The organism is Shewanella sp. 10N.286.51.B2 (assembly GCF_041469265.1).
Lineage (GTDB): Bacteria > Pseudomonadota > Gammaproteobacteria > Enterobacterales > Shewanellaceae > Shewanella.
The window spans coordinates 1-22,194 of the sequence record NZ_JBFRKH010000017.1 but is presented as its reverse complement, the minus strand read 5'-3'; the positions used below and the strand labels follow the sequence as shown (position 1 = coordinate 22,194).

The 22,194-nt window shown below is 42.3% G+C and carries 23 protein-coding genes and 1 pseudogene; 14 read left to right on the top strand and 10 right to left on the bottom strand.

The features are described 5' to 3' along the window. Positions 1–6 precede the first annotated feature (6 nt). Positions 7–354, top strand: coding sequence for a cupin domain-containing protein (locus AB4140_RS05295; protein WP_102438895.1), 348 nt, complete (start codon positions 7–9; stop codon positions 352–354). Further along, positions 351–1,652, top strand: a complete 1,302-nt coding sequence (locus tag AB4140_RS05290; protein WP_102475577.1) for an MFS transporter — start codon at positions 351–353, stop codon at positions 1,650–1,652. The genes AB4140_RS05295 and AB4140_RS05290 overlap by 4 nt, the downstream gene beginning before the upstream one ends. 211 nt (positions 1,653–1,863) lie before the next feature. Here the strand turns inward: AB4140_RS05290 and AB4140_RS05285 are convergent, their stop codons facing one another. Both AB4140_RS05285 and AB4140_RS05280 read right to left on the bottom strand, forming a co-directional pair. After that, positions 1,864–2,781 carry a sterol desaturase family protein gene (locus AB4140_RS05285; protein ID WP_372000051.1) on the bottom strand — a complete coding sequence of 306 codons (918 nt, stop codon included), beginning with the start codon at positions 2,779–2,781 and terminating at the stop codon, positions 1,864–1,866. Positions 2,782–2,868: 87 nt separating this feature from the next. Then, positions 2,869–3,906, bottom strand: coding sequence for a DUF2804 domain-containing protein (locus AB4140_RS05280; RefSeq protein ID WP_372000049.1), 1,038 nt, complete (start codon positions 3,904–3,906; stop codon positions 2,869–2,871). 222 nt (positions 3,907–4,128) lie between these two features. Here AB4140_RS05280 and AB4140_RS05275 point away from each other — a divergent pair, with 222 nt between their 5' ends. The 4 genes from AB4140_RS05275 to AB4140_RS05260 all read left to right on the top strand — a co-directional run bounded on the left by AB4140_RS05275 (position 4,129) and on the right by AB4140_RS05260 (position 7,588). Beyond that, positions 4,129–4,695 (top strand): YajG family lipoprotein, encoded by a 567-nt coding sequence (locus tag AB4140_RS05275; protein ID WP_102438903.1) that lies wholly within the window; start codon positions 4,129–4,131, stop codon positions 4,693–4,695. 14 nt (positions 4,696–4,709) lie between these two features. Further along, complete coding sequence (locus AB4140_RS05270) at positions 4,710–5,294, top strand: peptidylprolyl isomerase (protein WP_102475580.1); 585 nt, start codon at positions 4,710–4,712, stop codon at positions 5,292–5,294. 291 nt (positions 5,295–5,585) lie between these two features. Then, the gene (locus AB4140_RS05265) at positions 5,586–5,924 is read left to right on the top strand and encodes a hypothetical protein (RefSeq protein ID WP_102475590.1); all 339 of its coding nucleotides are present in this window, start codon (positions 5,586–5,588) and stop codon (positions 5,922–5,924) included. A 257-nt stretch (positions 5,925–6,181) separates the two neighbouring features. Further along, entirely contained in the window at positions 6,182–7,588 is a 1,407-nt protein-coding gene (locus AB4140_RS05260; RefSeq protein ID WP_102475581.1) for an AmpG family muropeptide MFS transporter, read from the top strand. A gap of 120 nt (positions 7,589–7,708) precedes the next feature. Here the strand turns inward: AB4140_RS05260 and AB4140_RS05255 are convergent, their stop codons facing one another. Then, on the bottom strand, positions 7,709–8,194 hold the full coding sequence (locus AB4140_RS05255; RefSeq protein ID WP_102438909.1) for a YajQ family cyclic di-GMP-binding protein: 486 nt from the start codon (positions 8,192–8,194) through the stop codon (positions 7,709–7,711). 169 nt (positions 8,195–8,363) lie between these two features. Here AB4140_RS05255 and AB4140_RS05250 point away from each other — a divergent pair, with 169 nt between their 5' ends. The 4 genes and pseudogenes from AB4140_RS05250 to AB4140_RS05235 all read left to right on the top strand — a co-directional run. After that, entirely contained in the window at positions 8,364–8,741 is a 378-nt protein-coding gene (locus tag AB4140_RS05250; RefSeq protein WP_102438911.1) for a VanZ family protein, read from the top strand. 17 nt (positions 8,742–8,758) lie between these two features. After that, positions 8,759–9,829, top strand: a complete 1,071-nt coding sequence (locus tag AB4140_RS05245) for a ketopantoate reductase family protein (protein WP_372000048.1) — start codon at positions 8,759–8,761, stop codon at positions 9,827–9,829. 25 nt (positions 9,830–9,854) lie between these two features. After that, a complete protein-coding gene (locus tag AB4140_RS05240; RefSeq protein ID WP_241904950.1) occupies positions 9,855–10,556 on the top strand; it encodes a phosphatase PAP2 family protein in 702 nt (233 codons plus the stop codon). A 68-nt stretch (positions 10,557–10,624) separates the two neighbouring features. Next, positions 10,625–10,798: pseudogene (locus tag AB4140_RS05235) on the top strand (transposase); the annotation flags it as partial. Between the two features lie 202 nt (positions 10,799–11,000). Here AB4140_RS05235 and kdsA read toward each other — a convergent pair. The 7 genes from kdsA to hemA form a co-directional block, all read right to left on the bottom strand. After that, positions 11,001–11,849, bottom strand: a complete 849-nt coding sequence (gene kdsA / locus AB4140_RS05230) for a 3-deoxy-8-phosphooctulonate synthase (protein WP_102438923.1) — start codon at positions 11,847–11,849, stop codon at positions 11,001–11,003. A 62-nt stretch (positions 11,850–11,911) separates the two neighbouring features. Then, entirely contained in the window at positions 11,912–13,165 is a 1,254-nt protein-coding gene (locus AB4140_RS05225) for a DUF819 domain-containing protein (RefSeq protein WP_076543123.1), read from the bottom strand. A gap of 167 nt (positions 13,166–13,332) precedes the next feature. After that, positions 13,333–14,121, bottom strand: a complete 789-nt coding sequence (locus AB4140_RS05220) for a SirB1 family protein (RefSeq protein WP_372000047.1) — start codon at positions 14,119–14,121, stop codon at positions 13,333–13,335. 9 nt (positions 14,122–14,130) lie between these two features. Then, entirely contained in the window at positions 14,131–14,526 is a 396-nt protein-coding gene (locus AB4140_RS05215) for a SirB2 family protein (protein ID WP_076543121.1), read from the bottom strand. Between the two features lie 202 nt (positions 14,527–14,728). Further along, on the bottom strand, positions 14,729–15,586 hold the full coding sequence (gene prmC / locus AB4140_RS05210) for a peptide chain release factor N(5)-glutamine methyltransferase (RefSeq protein WP_102438929.1): 858 nt from the start codon (positions 15,584–15,586) through the stop codon (positions 14,729–14,731). Between the two features lie 9 nt (positions 15,587–15,595). Beyond that, positions 15,596–16,681: a peptide chain release factor 1 gene (gene prfA, locus AB4140_RS05205; protein ID WP_076543119.1), complete on the bottom strand. Its 1,086-nt coding sequence runs from the start codon at positions 16,679–16,681 to the stop codon at positions 15,596–15,598. Positions 16,682–16,695: 14 nt separating this feature from the next. Further along, positions 16,696–17,946 carry a glutamyl-tRNA reductase gene (gene hemA, locus AB4140_RS05200; RefSeq protein WP_102438932.1) on the bottom strand — a complete coding sequence of 417 codons (1,251 nt, stop codon included), beginning with the start codon at positions 17,944–17,946 and terminating at the stop codon, positions 16,696–16,698. A gap of 315 nt (positions 17,947–18,261) precedes the next feature. Between hemA and lolB the strand changes: the two genes are divergently transcribed. From lolB to AB4140_RS05180, 4 genes are all read left to right on the top strand, one after another. Then, the gene (lolB, locus tag AB4140_RS05195) at positions 18,262–18,897 is read left to right on the top strand and encodes a lipoprotein insertase outer membrane protein LolB (protein WP_241900962.1); all 636 of its coding nucleotides are present in this window, start codon (positions 18,262–18,264) and stop codon (positions 18,895–18,897) included. Between the two features lie 98 nt (positions 18,898–18,995). After that, complete coding sequence (gene ispE / locus AB4140_RS05190) at positions 18,996–19,865, top strand: 4-(cytidine 5'-diphospho)-2-C-methyl-D-erythritol kinase (RefSeq protein ID WP_372000046.1); 870 nt, start codon at positions 18,996–18,998, stop codon at positions 19,863–19,865. A gap of 97 nt (positions 19,866–19,962) precedes the next feature. Continuing rightward, entirely contained in the window at positions 19,963–20,910 is a 948-nt protein-coding gene (locus tag AB4140_RS05185) for a ribose-phosphate pyrophosphokinase (protein ID WP_076543115.1), read from the top strand. 205 nt (positions 20,911–21,115) lie between these two features. Next, a complete protein-coding gene (locus AB4140_RS05180; RefSeq protein ID WP_303458922.1) occupies positions 21,116–22,120 on the top strand; it encodes an FAD:protein FMN transferase in 1,005 nt (334 codons plus the stop codon). Positions 22,121–22,194: the final 74 nt, after the last annotated feature.

Genomic DNA, 22,194 nt, shown 5'->3' with positions numbered 1-22,194 from the left:
GTCACAATGAAACAGAGCGAACATTTTTCATTTGGAAATGAAACAGAAATTGAAGACATTGGCGGCGGTTTAAAGCGTCAAATGCTTGGGTTTAATCAAGAGCTAATGGCAGTAAAAATTTGGTTTGAGAAAGGCGCCATTGGTTACAATCATGCCCACAGACACTCACAAGTTTCATACGTTGTGGAAGGTGAATTTCACTTTAATATCGATGGCGTCACTAAAATTCTAAGAGCGGGTGATAGCTGTATGATCCCGCCTCATGCAGACCATGGGGCCACTTGCCCAACAGGCGGTATTTTAATTGATACCTTTAGTCCCGCAAGAGAAGATTTCATTGAGGGACTAAAATGAAAATAAGAAACTTACGCTGGTGGGTGATTCTACTCATCGCATTAGCTACGGTAATTAATTATATCGACCGTTCAGCGCTAAGCGTGCTTTGGCCTGATATTGTTGAAGATATATTTCCTAATGAAACCGCACTAGAGCGCAAACAGATCTATGCCAATATTTCTATTGTATTCATATTATCTTATGCCTTTGGTCAGGCGATATTTGGTAAAATATTTGACTGGATTGGTACCCGACTAGGCTTTGTGCTCTCAATTGGGGTGTGGTCTATTGCAACAGCTGCGCACGCATTCGCACAGGGCATGCTGAGTTTCAGTATCTTTAGAGCAATTCTAGGTCTGGCTGAGGCAGGTAACTGGCCAGGCGCAGCTAAAAGTAATGCTGATTGGTTTCCTACAAAAGAGCGTGCTTTAGCTCAAGGCATTTTTAACTCAGGCGCTGCGATTGGCGGCATTATATCGATTCCACTTATCGCTTATATGACCGTTTATTTTAGCTGGCAAATGGTCTTCGTTGTCATTGGTTTGGTTGGTTTATTATGGTTAATCCCTTGGATTATCTTAGTTAAAGCACCGCCTAAGTCTCACCCTTGGATTACCGAGGAGGAGCGACAATACATTTTAACAGGTCAGAAATGCACTAACGCTGACGATGAAGTTGATGCAAAAGAATATAACCCGACCACCACAGAGCTACTTTCTCATAAGCAAAGTTGGGGGGTGATTATTGCGTCTGCAGCAATCGATCCTATCTGGTGGTTGTTTGTTTTCTGGATCCCTATTTACCTCAATGAAGTGTACGCCATGGATGTTAAGTCTATTGGGATATACGGCTGGGTGCCTTATGTGGGAGCAATGCTTGGGGCATGGTTTGGTGGCTTACTGGCACAAAACCGTTTAAAAGCAGGTTGGGATACCAATAAAACCCGTAAGCTGACGATTACCCTGGGTTGTTTGATTATGTTGCCATCGCTTTTATCTATGGCAAACCCAGGTGGGCCAACGACCGCGGTAATGATCATGGCGGTGATCTTGTTCGGCTTTCAAACCGCTATTGGTAATGTACAAACACTGCCCAGTGATTTATTTGGGAAAAAAGCTGTGGGTACACTAGCAGGGGTTTCAGGAATGGCTGCCAAGCTAGGGGCATTAGGGTTAACAGCGTTAGTGCCCTATTTAACGGCTGACGGTAACTACACGCCAGCATTTGTTATTGGTGCATCTTTAGCTCTCATTGCCATTGCTGCGGTGTGGATATTGATCCCCAGAATTGAGCCTGTTAGCCCCAAAAGCAAATAGCCTCAGCAAGGAATTAGCTTTAAACAATTTAGCATTACATTATCTAGTAATAAACCTTATGTTCTGAGCAAACATAAAGTGACTAGTTAATTGTCGCTGGGGCTGAACCCAAATAGCCCTTTTTTATTTGGTGAGACCTACTTTTCATGTACTCAACCCCTTCCGAGTATCTGTTAAGTAGGTTAAACCTTTCTTTAAAAATCCGTCATCATTATCGAGTCTGGCTCTGCTCTTCCTCAAGATGGTTAAGGTTTTCAGTATGACTATTGGGCTTAGCATCAACTTGAGCCGGCGGCGACAATAACACCGCTAATCTTTGCTTTAATGTTAACCCCGCCATAGTCACTTCCTTAAACATGTCTCGCCACTCAGCAAAGCTCACGATTATAGGATTAAAACTATTAACCGGCTTGGTAATACCATAAATCACCGTGTCATTTTCAGGCTCAAAGGTGTTAAATAACTTATCCCAAATGATCAGCACGCCTGCATAATTTTTATCAATATATTGTGGGTTACGGCCATGGTGCACCCGATGATGTGACGGCGTATTAAAAATAAGCTCAAGCGGGTCAAGAGATTTAATCGCTTGGGTATGCACAAAAAACTGTAACCCCAAATTAAGCAGTACTACAAATACCACCCAATTGGGGTCAAACCCAATCACCACCAATGGCAGCCAAAACAGCCACATTCCCGCTAAGGGGTAAAGCAAACTCTGCCTAAAAGCAGTGCTGAAATTCATATTTTCAGAGCTATGGTGAACAACATGAGCCGCCCACATCCAGCGCACACGGTGGCTTGCGCAGTGAAACCAGTAATAACAGAAATCTTGGGCGATCATCAACGCAATAAAACTGCCAATTCCCATTTGAATATCAAGTAGCTTCCAATCAAATACCATCAGGTATAATTTTGCGATAAATAATCCGGCTAAAATGTCAGTTAGTTGATGCATTGCGGCAAGGCAAAAATTACAAGCAACTTCCATAGGGGCGTACTTGGCTGATTCGGGTAACTTATTGGTTCTAGTGCCTAGATACCACTCCAGTAAAATGCACAGGAAAAATAGCGGCGCCAGCACCAGTAGCAAGATCTCGGGGTGAGTGATCAGTGTATTCAAATCCATTGAAAACCTTCTTTATTTTTTATTATTGTATTTTATGAATCTATTTATAAATGCATTAACCCATTGGCGCTAACAGGCTTAGGTTCATTACCACTTTGCAAAATGATCTTCGGTTAATCCAAGTTGATTTTGTAACTGATGCACTCGGCCATTATTGTCGGTTATCTGGCCACTAAAATAACCAATATACTGCCTGAAATTACTTTTAAGAAACCCAAGGTTAATCTTCTCACTGCGACACTTTAATGCGTGAAAGCTTAAATCAATTTGATTGTCCCCCCCGGTGATGTACCAATCATCGTCACTGCGCTGGCGATTAAACTCAAACCTTACCGCGGGCATAAAATGGCGTTCACCATTAATCCATAACACGTTCTCGGTGGCGCCTGTTTCATTAACGCCCGCGGCTAAGTTAAGCCCCAACACACCAGACTCTACTTGAGTATTAATTGACGCCCAGCGCCAGCTGGTTTCTCGGCGCATGTATCCGGCAGAAAAATCATAACTCGCTAAAGCCTGATTCAGCGGCTGCGGTTCATCATTGACCGTTAAACTGCCTGATACTTTTAAACCATTGTGTTTTTGGGTATAGGTCCAACCGTTATAGCCGGTTGGCGTGCATAAACTCATCGGCAAACTTAACATGGGCGCTGTTAATGTAAGCTCAGCCTGAATATTGTCTGCGGCGATATATAACTGCCAGACACCGTCTTTAATAACAAATTCAATCTGAGATTGGCGATGCTTAATGCGCGACTGACCATTTTTAGGTGACTGAGACAGTGACATACCCAGCGCTAACGGTTTTAAGGTTTGCGTCTGTGTTAAGCGATTTTTTTCTATGTCATAGAGGTAACAAAAACTGCTGCCAACATAGCGAATATCGGCAATAGCCACCCCAATGATATAACGAGGGGTAGTAATATTAATAAATTGAAATTGCTTAAAATCGACATGTTTTGCAAACCATGAACTGGGCTTATCCATGTCAGTAAAGTAACTAAATTGCTTAACACCAAGATCTGCGACAATGCCATCAAAATGCCCATATATAGGTTGGCAGTCATTTTTAATTAACGATTCTGGCGCTAATGCCGAAGTGGGTTGTCGATGATGTAAAGCCATTTAGCATCCAATGAATAATATGATTAGACTCTAACCTCTATACTTTCAGGGCTAAAGTCAATGGTTTGTTACCATGGGATATCACCACTAATCTCTCATCATCATGGCGAAATAATCCAGACTAATAAATGAACCAGTGAAACTGATTAACTCAGGTTATTGGGCTGGCAAGGCAGTAAAAATCTGTTATTCTGAGGCCATCATTTTTTACCGTTTTGTGACATGAAATCATTACCTTTGTTGTTATGCAGCTCGTTATTTCTTTCAGCTTGCGCCAGTTACACCCCGACCCATATTGCGCTTAACCCCAGTGTCCCCCAACCACTGAATCAAATCGACCAATATGCCACTGTTGCGGTAAACACCATTGATGTCCGCAAAGCTAACTTTATTGTTCGCTTTAATAAAGAAGGTGAAGCAGCAGAATTAATTAGCCCAAGTGAACCTATCAGGCAGCAACTGGACAATGTATTTAAGCAAGCCATGACCAAGGCGGGCTATCAAGTTGACCCTGCAGCGACCAATTCGGCTGAATTTCAATTAGATTATTTACTGACAGATGTCACCGAGTCGACTTTCGGTTTTGAGGCAAAGACGACATTAACCATCAATGTGGTCGCTAAAAATCAAACCCAAGAATTTACTAAGATATATAACGCTAAAGGTTTATTAAAGGGCCCATTTAGCCCAGATTACGCCACCCTTGAGCTGGATATGAATAAGCTCATCGATGAACTGACCAGCAAAATTATTAATGATGCTGAACTGCACCATTTCTTACAACAATAACCCAGGAAGAAGCCATGCTTAAGTGGATGTTAGCCAGCGTACTTGCATTATCAACCATGGTTGCTCAAGCAGCCGTGGATATTCAGCCCGATACGCTTTACCCAAAAGTTGAGTTTGATACCAGCATGGGCAAGGTCGTGGTTGAGCTAGATAGAACCCGTGCGCCACTCACTGTGGATAATTTTTTGACCTATGTGGTCAAAGGCGATTATGACAATACGATTTTTCATCGCGTCATTGCCGATTTTGTGGTTCAAGGTGGCGGATTAACCTCGGAGTTTGAAGAACTTCCATCGCTAGACCCTATCGTTAATGAATCCGGTAATGGTTTATCCAATGCTATGGGCACCATTGCTATGGCTCGCGATAACGACCCCCACTCTGCCACGCGTCAGTTTTACTTCAATGTAGGCGATAATAAAAACCTCAATCCTTCCAAGCGCCGTTGGGGTTATGCGGTATTTGGCGAAGTCGTAGAAGGAATGGCAGTACTGGAAGCCATGTCATATGTTCCAACTGGCCATAATGCCCAACTCAATTGGCCTGATGTGCCCGTTAAAGAAGTGAAATTGAATAAAGCGACACTACTGAAACGATAAACCTTATAAATTTCATGGTTATAGGTGACTCATTTACGTTACGTAAATTCATCAATTATTTAAAAAAGCGGCGTTAAATATACATTTAACGCCGCTTTTTTGTAGTTTTTTACAATGCCTAGCGATGATTATCTAGTCATAAATACTGAATTTCATTTTACTTTGTAAATCCGAGTGAATGTTCAAGATAACCAACTATACTTTAGTCTATCTTGTAACAAACCTTATTGGTCAATAAATGGAATTATAAGGACGCTTCTCATGCCAATTAAGATAACAACGCCAAAGACGATGACGCCCAATGATTTTATAGAAACCAAAGCCCCTCAACTGGCGTATTATGGAAAAGCCTTCTTAGATAACCAACTAGATCACCATGAAATCAAGCTCTACATGTGGGATGTATTGGAAGAGTGGCAAGCCGTCGACTTAGATAACCCTCCTGAAACTATGACTCCAACTGATACTGAAAAAGTATTTTGGCATTTATTGCACTGTTTTCATGAATGGCCAGCAATGGTTATCCGCGGTAATCAATATTTACGTCAACAAGTTCACGATTGCTGTGATTACATTAATAGCGGTGGTGAAGTACCTCAAGGTTGTGTTGGCATTAGACCCACTATTTAGTGGGTCTTTTTAGTTACAACACAGCTTGTTATAAGCGCTATGCTAATTACTTTTTTATTATTTTAATCATCAATATAACCAATGCTCACTCATAGCAGCGTTGAGCTTAAACTCATGGTTTAACAAACCTGAGTATTACAAATACCCTTGTTTATTGACCAAGCTCAAATTGCTGTACTATTAATAACTTGATAATAACTTGAACCATCTAGCGAGCCCGCTTAAGCTAGAGCCATTCTCCTCTTATCTGTTGTCTTATGTCAGAATTATTTAGTCGAACTCGAGAAGCGCTGTCAGTTTATTATCATAAGCGCGTGGTTATTTTATTGTTACTCGGGTTCTCGGCTGGCCTGCCGTTAATGTTAGTATTTTCAACCTTAAGTTTTTGGTTAAGAGAAGCAGGCGTTGATCGCGCCGCCATTGGTTACTTTAGTTGGATAGCCCTCACCTACGCCTTCAAATGGGCCTGGTCACCACTGGTTGACCGCATGTCTTTGCCTATTTTTACCCGATTTTTTGGCCGCCGCCGTGGCTGGATGCTATTTGCGCAGTTATGTCTGGTGGGCGCCATTGCCGGCATGTCATTTAGCGATCCCTTAGTGGATTTAGAGCGGCTTGCCATTTGCGCTTTCTTACTCGCCTTAGCCTCAGCCACCCAAGACATTGTCATTGATGCATTTCGTATTGAATCTGCTCCAGAAAAAATGCAAGCAGCCTTAGCTGCGGCATATCAAGTAGGTTATCGCGGCGCAATGATTGTCGCCACAGCAGGGGCGTTAACCATTGCCGCTTGGGTTGACCCTGGCAATGATGGCTACAATCTTGAATCATGGCAAACCGCTTACTTTGTGATGGCGTTATTAATGTCAGTGGGTATTATTACCACTCTTTGCAGTAAAGAGCCTGAAGTTGACACCAAAAGCGCTGATGAACAAGAGTTACAACTTAAACAACGCTTTGCACAAAAGTATCCGCCTAAACTTGCAGCGCCATTGGCTTGGTTGTATAGCGCCAGCGTATTGCCCTTTATCGACTTTTTTAAGCGATATGGTAAAACCGCGATACTGATTTTATTACTTATATCTTGCTACCGCATCTCAGACATTGTTATGGGAATTATGGCCAATGTGTTCTATGTCGACATGGGCTTTAGTAAAGAGGAAATTGCTTTTGTTAGTAAAGTCTATGGTTTAATCATGACCTTAGTTGGCGCAGCATTTGGCGGAGTATTATTAGTGCGTTATGGCACCATGAAGATCCTTTTCTTAGGTGCATTATTAGTGGCCATTACTAACCTGTTATTTGCTTGGCAAGCTTACATTGGCTACAACATGCCATTTTTGACCTTTGCTATTTCAGTGGATAACTTCAGCGCTGGTATTGCTACTGCGGCATTTATTGCTTACTTATCAAGCCTAACTAGTAGCGGTTACAGCGCAACTCAATATGCCCTACTCTCCTCTATCATGTTGCTATTCCCTAAGTTTATCGCTGGGTTTTCTGGGGTTTATGTTGATGCCTTTGGCTATGTAAATTTCTTTATCGCCGCCAGTTTAATTGGCTTTCCGGTATTGATTTTAATTAGTTTATTACAACGCTATAGCTCGGTTAAACATCAACAAACTGATGAGCCTATACTGTCAGCTGAGGCCGATAAAAACTAATCTATTTAATTCATCACAAGATATTCAGCATAAAAAAAGCCCAATTACATTGGGCTTTTTTATATTAAGAGGCTTATCCGCAGCACAACTTAATGCAGCAGCATTTTACGCTTCAGAAATTTAATCTCTAAAGTTATTAAATTGGAACGGCTGGCCTAAGTCAGCTTCTTTAGTTAAACGCATGACCGCTTGTAAATCATCACGCTTTTTACCTGTCACTCGAACCGAGTCACCTTGAATCGCGGCTTGCACTTTAAGCTTGCTATCTTTAATCGCTTTGACTAATTTTTTGGCGATAAGTGTTTCAATGCCTTCTTTAAACTTCACTTTTAGACTGAAGGTTTTACCGCTATGTACCGTCTTGTCATCCACATCCATGGCTGATGGGTCAACATTACGCTTACTAAGCTGAATGCGTAAAATATCCACCAACTGCTGACATTGGAAATCATCTTCGGCTTTTAAAGTCACCACATGATCTTTGTATTCGATTTCAGCATCTTTACCGCGAAAATCAAATCGTCCCGCCAATTCACGGCGAGAGTTTTCAACGGCATTACGTAATTCAACTTCGTCAACTTCTGATACGACATCCATAGATGGCATAGTCATTCTCCAATAAATTATTTAGGGTTATTTTAACACTCTAAGCCTGTAGGCAAAGCCTAGACTAAAGAGAAAACAATTAATAGTTGGAATTTAATGACTTTGAACGCTGCTTTTTTTATTATTGATTTACTCAAACGACATTGCATCCAGCTAAGATATGTACAGCATGAAAATGAAATTGTTTTTTAGCGCCGCTTTTGCTTTCGCTGTCATCATCATCAGTTACTTGGTTTTCTCTAAACCTAACTATCCAATGACGTTTTCTAATATGGATAAAGTCGGCCATACCGTCAGTTTTTTGGGCTTAACGTTTTTAGCTTATTTTGCCTTCAAGCCTAAATGGTACTGGATGGGGCTGATAATGACTGCCTATGCGGTATTAATTGAACTGATACAATCGCAGATCCCCTATCGTAGCGCCTCTATTGCTGATGTAGTTGCAGATTTAATTGGGGTGGTATTATTTTACTTATTGCTATTTGTGTTTAGAAAATATCAAGCTGCAAAGTTATTCAAAAAGGGACCGCTCAAATCTGCCCTATAGCACTCAAGAGAAACCACATGCCACAGCGCACTAACAGCGACCGCAATATCCTTAACACTACCCAAAAGCCAGTTTTTGATGTTAACGACCACCATGTTAACGACAATCATGTTAACGACAATCATGTTAACGATAATCATGTGTACCAGACTGATATTGCGATTATTGGGGCTGGCGCTATTGGCAGCTTGCTGTACTGCCAGTTAGCAGCAATCAAGCAGCCATTACTACTCACACGCAGTCGCTCTGTAGGCGCTACAAGCCATGATGATTGCTCTACAATCACTCTTGAAACTCTTAACGGTGACAGTTTGCATCAGCCCTGTATCCAAGCGAACATAAATCAGCTTAACAAGGCTGCGTTAGCCAATATTAAATTAGTCATTGTCTGCGTAAAGGCTTATCAAGTGACTGATGCTATTGCTTCTATATTGGCGCTTATTCCACAGAGTTGTCATATTCTGCTGCTACACAATGGTATGGGGCCACATTTAGAGGTGTTAGCCCTTCTAAAGCAACACCCTCAACTTAAACTGGGGTTATCTTTAGGCACGACATCTCAAGCGGCGTTAAAACTGGCGCCGATGCAGGTGCGCCATACGGGTAAAGGTAAAAGCATTATTGGCCATTTATCTGACCCAGTAATGCCTTTAGCAATACAAAACCAATTACTGGCTGCTGTTGAAGATATGTCGGTAGTCGATGATATCGTCACTAGTTTGTGGCAAAAGCTGCTGGTTAATTGCGCCATTAACCCACTGACGGCATTAGCCCAATGTGCTAATGGTGAATTGGCCCAGCCGCAATTTCAGCAGCAAATCGAGGCGATAACGCAAGAGTGCATCATGGTCGCCAAAGCTGATGGGGTTAACCTTTCGCTGCTTGATTCTGTTGCCATCATCAATCAGGTAATTAAACTCACAGCCAACAACTTTTCGTCTATGCATCAAGATATTCATCACAATCGCAAAACCGAGATACTGCAAATTAACGGTTACGTGGTAGCCCGCGCAGCCCATCACGGTTTAACAGCTGCGATGAATCAAAGCATGCTAACTGAAATAACCGCGCTAGAAAGTGCGCTATAAACCCAATAGATGAAAAACCATAGCTATGAAAAAACAAGCCGCTAAACTTATGTTATTGCACCCCAAAGCCTTATTACAGCCTCAAGCCCTGCCGTTTAGTGCTCGAGTCGGTTTATTCTACCTTGTTGCCGTTATCGCCATACTGGTAAGCGTAAGCTACATTGATCGACCTTTGGCACAGCTTTTACATGATAGTAAGCAAAGCGACTTTGGATTAACCTCAGTATTTAAACTACTGGCAAATACTCCATTAGCCTTAGAAGTATTGGCAGGCGTGCTTGTTTTAATTGGCTTATTAGGTCGTAATAACGCATTCAGTCATTTAGTTAAGCCCATTGTCTTGGTCGCTATTAGCGCCACAGTGGTCCGTTTTGGGGCTAAAATTATCAGCGGCCGCACCTGGCCAGAAACTTGGGTTAATAATAACCCCTCTTGGATTGAGCATGGCGTGGAGATATTTGCGCCATTTTCATTGTCGCAAAGCTATCATTCGTTTCCTTCAGGGCATGCGCTATTTACCTTTGCCTTCGCCAGTTTATTTTGGCAATACAGCCCAAAGCTTTACTGGTTGTGGTTAACAGCCATGGTAAGCGTTTTTATCGGTCAATTAGGGCAAAACTACCATTACTTAGGTGACTTACTGGCAGGGGCGGTACTAGGAGTATTGATAAGTCAGTTGGTGAGTCATTATTGCCTTGCCCCAATTGCGGGCACAAAAAATCCATAAATAACTGTCTTTGATTAAGTCATTTTTAACCGCTTAAATGTCGATACCAAAGCTAACCACAAATTGGTATTGAGGAAAAGATTAAATCTTGTGATAAGCAGGTACAACAAGAGGCAAAAAGTAGTCAAGTTTGTTGGCGTTTAGAAAGTATTCCAGGTATCGGGCCAGTCACAGTTACCGCATTTTATGCAGCTGCTGGGGAGGGTAAATATTTTAATAATGGCAGACACTTTTCAGCATTTTTCGTTGGGGCAGCTGGGTGTTCCAAGAGAGTATTGCTGTTGATACCCTTTTGGTCTGGTGTGGGCGAAGCACCACGACCTTGATCTTATTACCAACTAGAGTATCAAAACTATTTCTTAACCTATCCAAACAACGTTAAGTTCAAGCAAAAAAAAGCCCTGAACTTAATCATAAGTTCAGGGCTTTTAAAAAATCTCTTATCTACTTACTGGTATCAATTGGTTCAAACGACTTGACCAAATCATCTACCGCTTTCATTTGAGTTAAGTAGTTTTCAAGCTGGTTAAGTGGCAATGCACATGGGCCATCACATTTGGCATTATCAGGATCTGGATGCGCTTCAATGAACAAACCCGCTAAACCTAATGCCATACCACTGCGAGCAAGTTCGGTTGCTTGAGCGCGACGTCCGCCTGCACTATCAGTACGACCACCTGGGCGCTGCAGTGCATGAGTTGCATCAAAGATGACTGGGTAACCAGACTGCTTCATTTCATCCATACCCAGCATATCCACTACTAGGTTGTTATAGCCAAAGCTTGAACCACGTTCACACAGAATAATGTTGTCATTACCGGCTTCATTAAACTTCTTAATGATATGACGCATTTCATGGGGCGCTAAGAATTGCGGCTTTTTCACGTTAATGATTGAACCCGTTGCTGCCATAGCAACCACTAGGTCCGTTTGACGGGCTAAAAATGCTGGCAACTGAATAATATCAACCACATCAGCCACTGGCTGGCATTGATGAATTTCATGCACATCGGTGATAATAGGTACATTAAAGGTCGACTTAATCTCTTCGAAAATCTTTAAGCCTTCTTCCATACCTGGACCACGATATGAGTTCACAGATGAGCGATTTGCTTTATCAAATGACGCTTTAAATACGTAAGGAATACCCAGTTTTTGGGTTACTTCTACGTAATGCTCTGCAATTTTCATTGCTAGATCGCGAGACTCAAGCACATTCATGCCACCAAATAAAACAAACGGTTTATCATTCGCAATTTCTAGCTCATTTAAACCAATGATTTTATGATCCATAGTCATTTCTCTTTAATCAATACCATGGGATTAGCCGCTGCTAACCCCATTAAAAAATAATGTTATACCGCAAGTATCTGCAGTAACTGGCCACACATCCAAGCCATATATGTGCCTACAGCATAGCCCAATACCGCCAACAATACGCCAACTGGCGCAAGTGCTGGATGAAACGCTGCTGCAACCACAGGGGCTGACGCTGCGCCGCCAACGTTAGCCTGACTGCCCACCGCCATATAAAACAGCGGCGCTTTAATAATTTTAGCCACGATAAGCATAAAGCTTGCGTGTACCAGCATCCAAATAATACCAATGGCGAAATACCACAGGTTTTGCTCATCAGCGAGTTTGGATACATCCATATGCAAACCAATGGTCGCAACAAGGATATATAAAAATGCCGATGCCACTTTCGAGGCGCCCGCAGCTTCTATCTGCTTTACTGGACTAAAGGATAAAGCTAAACCAATAGTAGTGGCGATAACAACCAGCCAGAAGAACTTGGAGGTTAAGCTGTAGTCTTGAGTCCAAGGGTAATTAACTTCAAAAAATGGTCCTAAAAAGTCTGCCGCAAAATGCGCTAACCCGGTAACACCAAAACCTATGGCCACAATCAGCATTAAGTCACGCAGTGAAGGTATACGGGCATTTTCTGCATGGTACTTTTCAACTTTGGCTTTAAGGGCTTCAAGGGCGGTGGTGTCTGCGCCTGTTTTAGCATCAATCTCTTTAGCACGAGATGCCATCAGCAGTAATACTGCCATCCACAGATTAGCGACAATTACATCTACAGTCACCATCACGGAAAAGATATCGCCGCCCACTTCATAAATTTCTTTCATTGAGGCTTGGTTAGCGCCGCCGCCAATCCAACTGCCCGCAAGAGTGGTCATTCCGCGCCATACTGCATCAGGGCCATTGCCGCCTAATACGTCAGGGTTAATGGCTGAGATAATCAATAACGCAATGGGACCGCCAATCACAATGCCCACGGTGCCGGTTAAAAACATCACAATGGCTTTAGGGCCTAAACTTAAAATCGCTTTTAAATCGACACTTAAAATCAATAACACCAAACAAGCAGGTAATAAGTAACGCGAGGCAACATAATATAATTTTGAGGTGTCACCATCGACGATACCAAAGGTATTCAGTAGTGATGGTAAGAAGTAACACAGCAATAAGGCTGGGATAAACTTATAGAATTTTTGCCAAAATGGGTGTGCTGACGAACTGGTATAGAAAACAAAGCCGAGAATGACGGCAAGTAATCCCAGTGCTGTTGCGTCATTGGTTACCATGGGTGTGGTGGTCATGAAAAAGCTCCCTTGCAAATGCATTTCATAGTGAATTTATTATTGTTATGAATGTACTTTAAAGTACTTATTATTTTAAATTGGCGAAGTTACTGACAGATTAACTGCTTTGCGATAAACAATTCAGGCTCATAAATGAGCCTGAATTTGAATATTATATTAACCACTTAGTGATAAGTCTGTGGTTGTTGACTTAACTCTTTCAGCTGGATTTTGACAATTTCCGTCACCGGGTCGTGTGGACTGCTGTCGATAAAGTGCTGTAAATCTGAAATGGCCACTTTAATGCACCCCAGTTGCTGGGCAATAAAAGCGCGCTCTCGATTTAAGCTCACATCATCAGGATGCCACTGCAGCAATAAATTGCAGCATTCCATCGCTTGTTCAAATTTCTGGGTTACGATGCAACCCGCTTTTAGCTCATGTAACATACGAGTTATTAAGCGTTTTAGGCTGGCTGTTTTTAAGTACTTAGGCTTAAGCATGGCCGAATTACCTAACTCACCACGCACCAGTATATGCAATTGGTGGCGGCTTAATTGCTGCCCCGTTAGCGGATCGATATAAATGACATTATCATTTATATGGCTTCTCACTACGGTGTGCCCCGGTAATAATACCGCTTCTAAGCTAATATCAAGCTGCTTAGCCAGTAAAATTAATACCGTGGCTAAGGTGGTGCTGTTACCTTGACGGGTCATAATGCAGCGACCAAGATCGGCAGCATCAACACTAAAGTAATCATCACGCACACAAAAGTCTAAATCATCATAAAACCAGTACAATAAACCTTCAAAGCGCTGTTGCTGATCTTCGACATATAAGCTCATCACTGAGCCGGCAATTTCATACCAAGCCCAAAGCGCTTTCTTCTCTTGAGAAAAGCCAAGATGTTGTGTTATTTCAAATGCAGTTTCAGGGATCTTAACTGCATCTTTCATTTGATGTTTTGCCATTAAACTCTATTAACCCATTAATACAACTTGTTTAAAATGAGCCAGCCTGGCAGCTAATACGAGCCATCCGATAGCACCTAAAAAGGCGAAGATTTTGAATAAATTGTTACGGTTACCTTTAAGTGCCATAACGCCCAATCCAATGTAGGCTAAAACTGCAATTAATTTTTCAGTCATCCACTCATCGACAAATGGATATTGTTTGATCATGAAGCACAAGATTAGCCCTGATAACAATAAGAAGGTATCAATGACATGAGGGGCAACTTTAACAAACTTTTTATCCATGATTGGCGACTTGCGCATGTGTAGTACAAAGCGAGTGACAAAAAAGACCACACTTAAAAAGATGAAGGTTAAGTGCGTGTGTTTAACAGCTGGATATAAACTGTAAAAGGTTTCCATTATTGTTTTTCTCTTTGAGCTACCGATAAAATGGCCGCTAGTTTACTCGATCTGGCGGCTTATTAGCAATGTTGTGAAAATCGCCCCATTAGGCCAGTCACTACATGAGTAAATCAGCAACTAACTCAGTATTAACTGGGCAATTAACGCAATGGATCACTGCCAATGATTAACGAACGAAAAAATGGCGGTTGCAAGTGGCTTAAACCTTGTTCCATTGACCTAAGGTGCAACGGTCATTACTGCCAAAGTCTCGCACGGTTGCGACATTGTCATAACCAAGTTCAATGAGCTTTTGTCTTACGACCAGCGCCTGTTCAAAGCCGTGCTCCAGCAGTAAATAGCCACCTTCAGATAAGTAAGCCCGCGCATAGGTTGCGATATGAAATAAATCAGCAAAACCTGCGTCACCTGCGGTCAATGCACTTGATGGTTCAAAGCGCACATCACCCATGGCTAAATGCTCATCGGCTTCGTCAATATAAGGAGGGTTTGAGACAATTAATTGAAATTGCCGGCCTTCAATTGCACTAAACCAATCTGATTGTAAAATTTCAACTTGAGTGAGATTTAAGTTTTGCCGGTTGGCTTTAGCAAGTTCTACCGCATCAGTGACTTTATCAACGGCTGTGACTTGCCATTGTGGTCGCTCAGATGCCAATGACAATGCTATCGCGCCTGTTCCCGTACCTAAATCCAGTACCTTAGCCGTTTCCGCTACAGGCAAATTTAACGCTGTTTCTACTAAAATTTCAGTATCAGGACGCGGGATCAAGGTGGTGGCGTTAACAATAAATGGCAATGACCAAAATTCACGTTCACCAATAATATGTGCCACAGGCACACCTTGCTGGCGCTTTTCGACCATGGCTTTATAAGCTTTGAATTGATCTGTGGTGAGGACTTTTTCAGGCCAAGTATAAATGAAGCTACGCTGCTTATTGATGCAATGCAGAAGCAAGGCTTCTGCATCGATATTGGCCGATTCAGATGAATCGACCAATAAACTGTAAGCCCATTGCAAAGACTCCGCAATGGTAGAGAAAGAAGACTGTGACAAGGTTACTCCTTAGTCGTCAGCTAATGCAGCAAGCAAGTCCGCTTGTTCCTCTTGCATTAATGGCTCAATAATAGCGTTTAAGTCGCCTTCCATGATTTCATTTAAGCGGTATAGCGTTAAATTAATGCGGTGCTCACTCATACGACCTTGTGGGAAGTTGTAAGTTCGAATACGTTCAGAACGGTCACCACTTGCCACTAGATTACGGCGGGTTGATTCTTCTTCGCTACGACGCTTTTCATCTTCAACCGCTTGTAAGCGCGCTGAAAGCACACTCATGGCTTGGGCACGGTTTTTATGTTGCGAGCGTTGATCCTGACATTCCACCACAATACCTGACGGTACGTGAGTAATACGAATGGCTGAATCGGTTTTGTTGACGTGCTGACCACCTGCGCCAGATGCGCGGAAGGTATCGACTTTTAAATCTGCTGGATTAATTGAAATCTGCTCTGCTTCTGGCACTTCTGGTAATACAACCACGGTAACGGCTGAGGTATGTACACGACCTTGGGATTCAGTTTCTGGTACACGTTGAACACGGTGTCCGCCAGATTCAAATTTCAATTTACCGTAAACGCCTTCACCAGTTACGTGAACGATTAATTCTTTAAAGCCACCATGCTCACCTTCGTTGGCGTTCATGATTTCCATTTGCCACTTATTCGACTCACAAAAACGTGAATACATGCGGAATAAGTCACCCGCGAATATAGCGGCTTCATCACCACCGGCGCCGGCTCGGATTTCTACGAAGGCATTACGGTCGTCATTTGGATCTTTTGGAAGCAATAAGATTTGTAATTCATCTTCAAGTTCTGCAATGGCTTTTTTGGCTGCTTTAATTTCTTCTTGAGCCATTTCACGCATTTCTGCGTCATCTTCAGTAAGCATTTCTTGCGCTGACTCAAGATCGGCTTGAGCCTCTTGAAACGCTTTAAAGCTTTTTACAATATCTTCTAACTGAGAATATTCTTTTGATAAGCCGCGAAAGCGGTCTTGATCCGCAATAACTTGTGCATCACTCAGTAATGCCAATACTTCTTCATTACGTTCAAGCAAGCCTTCCAGCTTGCGAATAACCGACTCTTTCATTTAGCTTTATTACCTTAATTTTTATCCAAACCAAGCGTGACACGTAATTGGCCTAAGGTATTCAAGTCCCCTTGACGACTAGCAGAAGTTAACGCTTGTGTCGGTGCATGGATTAAGCGATTGGTTAGCCTATTGGCTAGCTCTAAAATCACTTGTTCATTGTCACCACCTTGAGTTAATTTGTTCAAGGCGCGCTCTACTAATTCATCTTTAATTGCCAAACTTTGGCTTCGGTATTCTCGAATACTGTCTACAGACTCTAACGAACGCACCCATTCCATAAAGATATGAGATTGTTCATCGGCAATTACTTCTGCCTGCTCGGCGGCTTCTTTACGTGAAGCCATGTTCTGTTCAATGATGCTGTGTAAATCGTCCACAGTATAAAGGAAAGCATCGTCTAATTCGCCAACTTCTGCTTCTATATCACGAGGAACTGCAATATCAACCAATAGCATGGGTTGATGACGACGTTGTTTCAGTGCCTTTTCGACCATGCCCTTACCTAATATAGGCAATGGACTGGCGGTAGAGGATATCACGATATCGGCTTTAGGTAGATAGTCTGGTATTTGTTGCAGCGTAATTGCCGTTGCATCAAACTCTTCACACATCGCCTGTGCACGCTCAACCGTTCGGTTAGCCACCACAATACCGGCAACCTCATTGTCTTTTAAATGCTTGGCAACTAATTCAATGGTTTCTCCAGCGCCAATCAATAATACATTGGTGGTACTTAGTGATGAGAAAATATGTTTGGCCATGCTGACAGCGGCAAACGCCACTGACACCGCGGCGGCGCCAATTTCGGTTTCAGTACGCACTTTTTTAGCCACTGAAAAGGTGTTTTGAAACAAACGGTCAATAGTAACTGCCGTTGTGCCTGCCTCTTTAGCTTTCGCAAAGGCTTGTTTAACTTGCCCAAGAATTTGTGGCTCACCTAATACTAGAGAATCTAGACCTGAAGACACGCGCATTAAGTGTTTAACGCATTCCTGATCCTCATAGCTATAAATACAAGGCATGAGATCATCATGACTAAGATTGTGATAATCCTCTAGCCATTCGATTATGTCTTCTTTAGTGCCGTTGTTGCAATAAAGTTCTGTACGGTTACAGGTTGACACGATCACGGATTCACCCGAGCTAGTTCGACTAGCTAGACTCTTCATCGCATCGTGAATCTTATCCGGTGAAAAGGCGACTTTCTCTCGAAGATCGACCGTGGCGGTTTTATGATTTATTCCGATTGCTACTAGGCTCATGTGACTCGTTTTAAGTTCTTCGCAGGATCATTAATTAGGTCATTCTACTTAATTGGTAAAACTAAAAACACAATTGGCTTAACAAAACGGAATAATTATCTATTTTTTTTCTAATAATTCTATCTTGTTAACAAAATCATCCATCATTTGACAAAATACACCAAGAAAAACAGGGCTATGTATATCTACATTAGCTAATATTGTCTAGTATAGGAGTAATAATTAATCAAATCAGTTTTATTTATAAAAGCATTTTTACAATCAGCTTATTGCCCAGTATCATGCCTTATCGCTTTTTTATCCCAGTGAGTCCCTTTGCGAATTTTAACAACTTACCTAAAACACTTACTGTTAATGAGCTGTTTATTGTTAACGGCTTGTTCTATTCGTCCGCCGCACACGCTTTCAGAAACACAGGTAAAGCACCCCAGTGACGCCCAAGCATGGGAATTACAAGGTAAACTGGCTTTTCGTTCTAGCAGCGATAAATTTAGCACCAACTTATTTTGGTTGCACGATCAAAGCAGCCAATATGATCGCGATGAATTGACCCTTACCACCATGATTGGCACAACTGTATTGTCACTTAAGTCTGAAAATGGCCTAGCCAGTTTAGACATTCAAGATAAAACTTACACAGACAACAACCCTGAGCGGCTAATCTACCGCGTCAGCGGCATGACCATTCCCATTAATAAATTACCGCTTTGGATCACAGGTCAAGTCGCCCCTGATGATGAAGTGCTAGAATATAATCCAGATGGCAGCATCAAACGTTTTAGCAGTGCTGATAATGGCGGGGATTGGCTGGTAAGCTTTATGAGTTATCAGCAACAAAGCGGTGCTAAGCTGCCCAGATTACTGCAAATCAATCGCGCTGATGTACAAATAAAAATACAGATAAATCAATGGCAAGCGCTAACAACCAATCTAGCACAAACCAATAACTAATCGATATTGGTTTATCGGCTATTGATGATGCGCTGTTATATAAGTACTTATATAGGCACTTCGACTCAAAATGACAAAACCACTTGAATGGCTTTTACATGACAACAAATAAAGACAATTTGGCAATCTCCACTGAATGGCCAGCTCCTGCAAAGCTCAATTTATTTTTGCATATTACCGGCCAACGAGCCGATGGTTACCACGAACTGCAAACCCTGTTTCAGTTTATTGACCAATGTGACTATTTAGATTTTCAGACGACTGAGTCGAAACAAATAAGCTTGCATTCAGAATTATCAAAAGTTGTCGCAGAAAAAGATAACTTAATTCTAAAGGCCGCAAAATCTTTACAAGAATATTGCAATTATCAGGGCGGCGCACAAATTTGGTTACGTAAAAACTTGCCTATGGGTGGCGGTTTAGGTGGTGGTTCATCTGATGCGGCCACCACATTAGTGGCATTAAATAAGTTGTGGGGGCTTGATTTACCCCATGTAACCCTAGCAAAAATCGGCCTAGAACTTGGCGCGGATGTCCCTGTTTTTATTAATGGTTTTGCTGCTTTCGCTGAAGGTGTTGGTGAACAGCTTATTGCAGTGCAACCAGCAGAGTTGTACTACCTAGTCATAGTGCCTGAAGTCCATGTGTCAACCCAAGCAATTTTCCAAGCGCCAGACTTAACTCGCGACACACCTAAATTAGCAATCGATACTTTAATGCAGCAAAATTGGTCAAATGATTGCCAAAAACTTGTCACAGAAAAGCACCCCCAAGTTGCCAATGCCTTAAACTGGCTGGTAGAATATGCGCCGTCAAGAATGACCGGAACTGGCGCATGCGTCTTCGGTGAATTCGAACAGCAACAATCGGCGCTAGACGCGTTGGCACACCTGCCAACGACCATGAGCGGCTTTGTTGCTAAAGGCTTAAACCTGTCACCTTTGATGACACGCTTAAACCAAGATTAACAAATACCTTCTAGAAATGTTTTTTGCTTATTGATGACAACATCCTTAAGTCACATTTTTAGCCACTAACTTAAAGCCAACACCTGAGGTTCATAAAGTGCCCGATATCAAGCTCTTTGCTGGTAACGCTACCCCTAAACTAGCCAAAAAAATAGCCGACCGTTTATTTTGCAAACTTGGCGATGCAGTAGTAGGCCGTTTCAGCGACGGTGAAATCAGTGTTCAAATCAATGAGAACGTACGTGGTGCTGATGTATTCATCATCCAATCGACTTGTGCACCGACCAACGACAACCTGATGGAACTTATCGTTATGGTTGATGCGCTTCGCCGTGCATCTGCTGGTCGTATTACCGCAGTAATTCCATACTTCGGTTACGCTCGTCAAGATCGTCGTGTTCGTAGTGCTCGTGTACCTATTACTGCTAAAGTTGTTGCAGACTTCTTATCAAGTGTTGGGGTTGACCGCGTATTAACTTGCGATCTTCACGCTGAGCAAATTCAAGGTTTCTTTGATGTGCCTGTTGATAACGTTTTCGGTAGCCCAGTACTGCTAGAAGATATGTTAGGCAAGCAACTTGATAACCCAGTTGTTGTTTCTCCAGACATTGGTGGTGTAGTACGTGCTCGCGCTGTAGCTAAACTACTTGATGATTCTGACTTAGCTATTATTGATAAGCGTCGCCCACAAGCGAACGTAGCTCAAGTAATGCATATCATTGGTGATGTTCAAGGCCGTGACTGTATTATTGTTGATGACATGATCGATACTGGTGGTACTTTATGTAAAGCGGCAGAAGCGTTAAAAGAACATGGTGCTAACCGTGTATTCGCTTATGCAACTCACCCGGTATTTTCTGGCAATGCTGCGAAAAATATCGCTGAATCAGTTATCGATGAAGTTATCGTTACCGATACTGTGCCATTAAGCCCTGAGATCGCTAAACTTGAAAAGGTAACTCAGCTAACAATGTCAGCAGTACTTGCTGAAGCGATCCGTCGTGTTAGCAATGAAGAGTCTATTTCTGCGATGTTCCGTCACTAATCAATTATTTGAATTAGTCGCTGACTTAAGGTATCTGGCTTAGGTCTTTGAGTTAGGTCTTCGACTTAGCACCGACATCGAAAAAGCGCACTCAATCGAGTGCGTTTTTTATTGGCTGTTATTTGGCATAAATCAATCTAGATTAATAACCCATAACTCAGTACCCTATTGGCTATAAAAATAATTCAACAATAAGTCATTACCCATGTTTAAGCCTTTCTCATTAATCTCACTGTGTTTTGTTGGCCTAATCTTATCCACTCAAGTCACTGCGCAGTGGCATCAAAAGAGCTTTGAAGTCATGGGGACCCAAGCTCATGTTGAATTTTGGCTTTCAGAAGCAGAGAAGAATACAGAGTCAAATGAAAAACAAACTGCAGATAACCTCATCATCGCTGTCGAACAAGAAATGCATCGCATCGACCGATTAATGAGTCCTTATAAAGCAGACAGCGAATTAAGCAAAATCAACCAACTGGCAGGGAAAGAGGCAGTTGTCATTAATCAAGAACTGTTTGATTTGCTGCTTGATTCACACAAGATTGCTGAGCTGACAAACGGTACATTTGATATCACTTACGCCTCAATTGGTTATCAATACGATTACCGCCAAGGACAAAAGCCAGCGAAACCCGAGATAAACCAAGCCCTCGAAGCTATAGATTACCGCGCAGTAACCTTAGACAAATCACAATCTAGTGTTCGTTTTAAAAACCAAGATGTACGGATTGATTTAGGCGGAATAGCTAAAGGACATGCCGTTAAGCAATGCTTAGCCATTTTACAAGCTGCAGGTATTAAGCACGCCTTAGTCAGCGCAGGTGGTGATACAGGACTGCTCGGTGACAGACGCGGCCGCCCATGGTTTGTCGGTATTAAGCACCCTAGAGCCGCTGAAAAAACAGCGGTGCAATTACCACTGGTTAACGAGTCAATTTCAACATCAGGTGATTACGAGCGTTACTTCATCGAAGATGGCGTGCGCTACCACCACATCATTAATCCTAAAACCGGCGACTCGGCCAGAAAAGTGGTCAGCGTATCCATCATTGGTAAAAACTCAACTTACGTTGATGCCCTATCAACAGCCGTATTTGTAAAAGGCTTACAAGAAGGCATGGCGCTAATTAACCAACTACCAGAATATGAAGCGATTATTATTGATAATCAACAGACGTTACATGTATCAGAGGGACTGCAACAGGACTAGATAAGTAATGGATTAATGGTAGGTGCTGGGGGAGCGTTATAAGGATCCACTTATTTTGAGGGTGTAACAGATTC

Excerpts from the sequence above, each read along its gene's own strand:
- AB4140_RS05255 (WP_102438909.1), bottom strand. The coding sequence starts at position 8,194 with ATGCCATCTATGGATGTCGTATCAGAAGTTGACGAAGTTGAATTACGT.
- AB4140_RS05275 (WP_102438903.1), top strand. The coding sequence starts at position 4,129 with ATGAAATCATTACCTTTGTTGTTATGCAGCTCGTTATTTCTTTCAGCT.
- AB4140_RS05225 (WP_076543123.1), bottom strand. The coding sequence starts at position 13,165 with ATGACCACCACACCCATGGTAACCAATGACGCAACAGCACTGGGATTA.
- AB4140_RS05270 (WP_102475580.1), top strand. The coding sequence starts at position 4,710 with ATGCTTAAGTGGATGTTAGCCAGCGTACTTGCATTATCAACCATGGTT.
- AB4140_RS05245 (WP_372000048.1), top strand. The coding sequence starts at position 8,759 with ATGCCACAGCGCACTAACAGCGACCGCAATATCCTTAACACTACCCAA.
- AB4140_RS05250 (WP_102438911.1), top strand. The coding sequence starts at position 8,364 with ATGAAAATGAAATTGTTTTTTAGCGCCGCTTTTGCTTTCGCTGTCATC.
- AB4140_RS05180 (WP_303458922.1), top strand. The coding sequence starts at position 21,116 with ATGTTTAAGCCTTTCTCATTAATCTCACTGTGTTTTGTTGGCCTAATC.
- AB4140_RS05280 (WP_372000049.1), bottom strand. The coding sequence starts at position 3,906 with ATGGCTTTACATCATCGACAACCCACTTCGGCATTAGCGCCAGAATCG.
- prfA (WP_076543119.1), bottom strand. The coding sequence starts at position 16,681 with ATGAAAGAGTCGGTTATTCGCAAGCTGGAAGGCTTGCTTGAACGTAAT.
- hemA (WP_102438932.1), bottom strand. The coding sequence starts at position 17,946 with ATGAGCCTAGTAGCAATCGGAATAAATCATAAAACCGCCACGGTCGAT.
- kdsA (WP_102438923.1), bottom strand. The coding sequence starts at position 11,849 with ATGGATCATAAAATCATTGGTTTAAATGAGCTAGAAATTGCGAATGAT.
- AB4140_RS05285 (WP_372000051.1), bottom strand. The coding sequence starts at position 2,781 with ATGGATTTGAATACACTGATCACTCACCCCGAGATCTTGCTACTGGTG.
- AB4140_RS05240 (WP_241904950.1), top strand. The coding sequence starts at position 9,855 with ATGAAAAAACAAGCCGCTAAACTTATGTTATTGCACCCCAAAGCCTTA.
- AB4140_RS05260 (WP_102475581.1), top strand. The coding sequence starts at position 6,182 with ATGTCAGAATTATTTAGTCGAACTCGAGAAGCGCTGTCAGTTTATTAT.
- AB4140_RS05295 (WP_102438895.1), top strand. The coding sequence starts at position 7 with ATGAAACAGAGCGAACATTTTTCATTTGGAAATGAAACAGAAATTGAA.
- AB4140_RS05220 (WP_372000047.1), bottom strand. The coding sequence starts at position 14,121 with ATGGCAAAACATCAAATGAAAGATGCAGTTAAGATCCCTGAAACTGCA.
- AB4140_RS05265 (WP_102475590.1), top strand. The coding sequence starts at position 5,586 with ATGACGCCCAATGATTTTATAGAAACCAAAGCCCCTCAACTGGCGTAT.
- AB4140_RS05290 (WP_102475577.1), top strand. The coding sequence starts at position 351 with ATGAAAATAAGAAACTTACGCTGGTGGGTGATTCTACTCATCGCATTA.
- ispE (WP_372000046.1), top strand. The coding sequence starts at position 18,996 with ATGACAACAAATAAAGACAATTTGGCAATCTCCACTGAATGGCCAGCT.
- AB4140_RS05215 (WP_076543121.1), bottom strand. The coding sequence starts at position 14,526 with ATGGAAACCTTTTACAGTTTATATCCAGCTGTTAAACACACGCACTTA.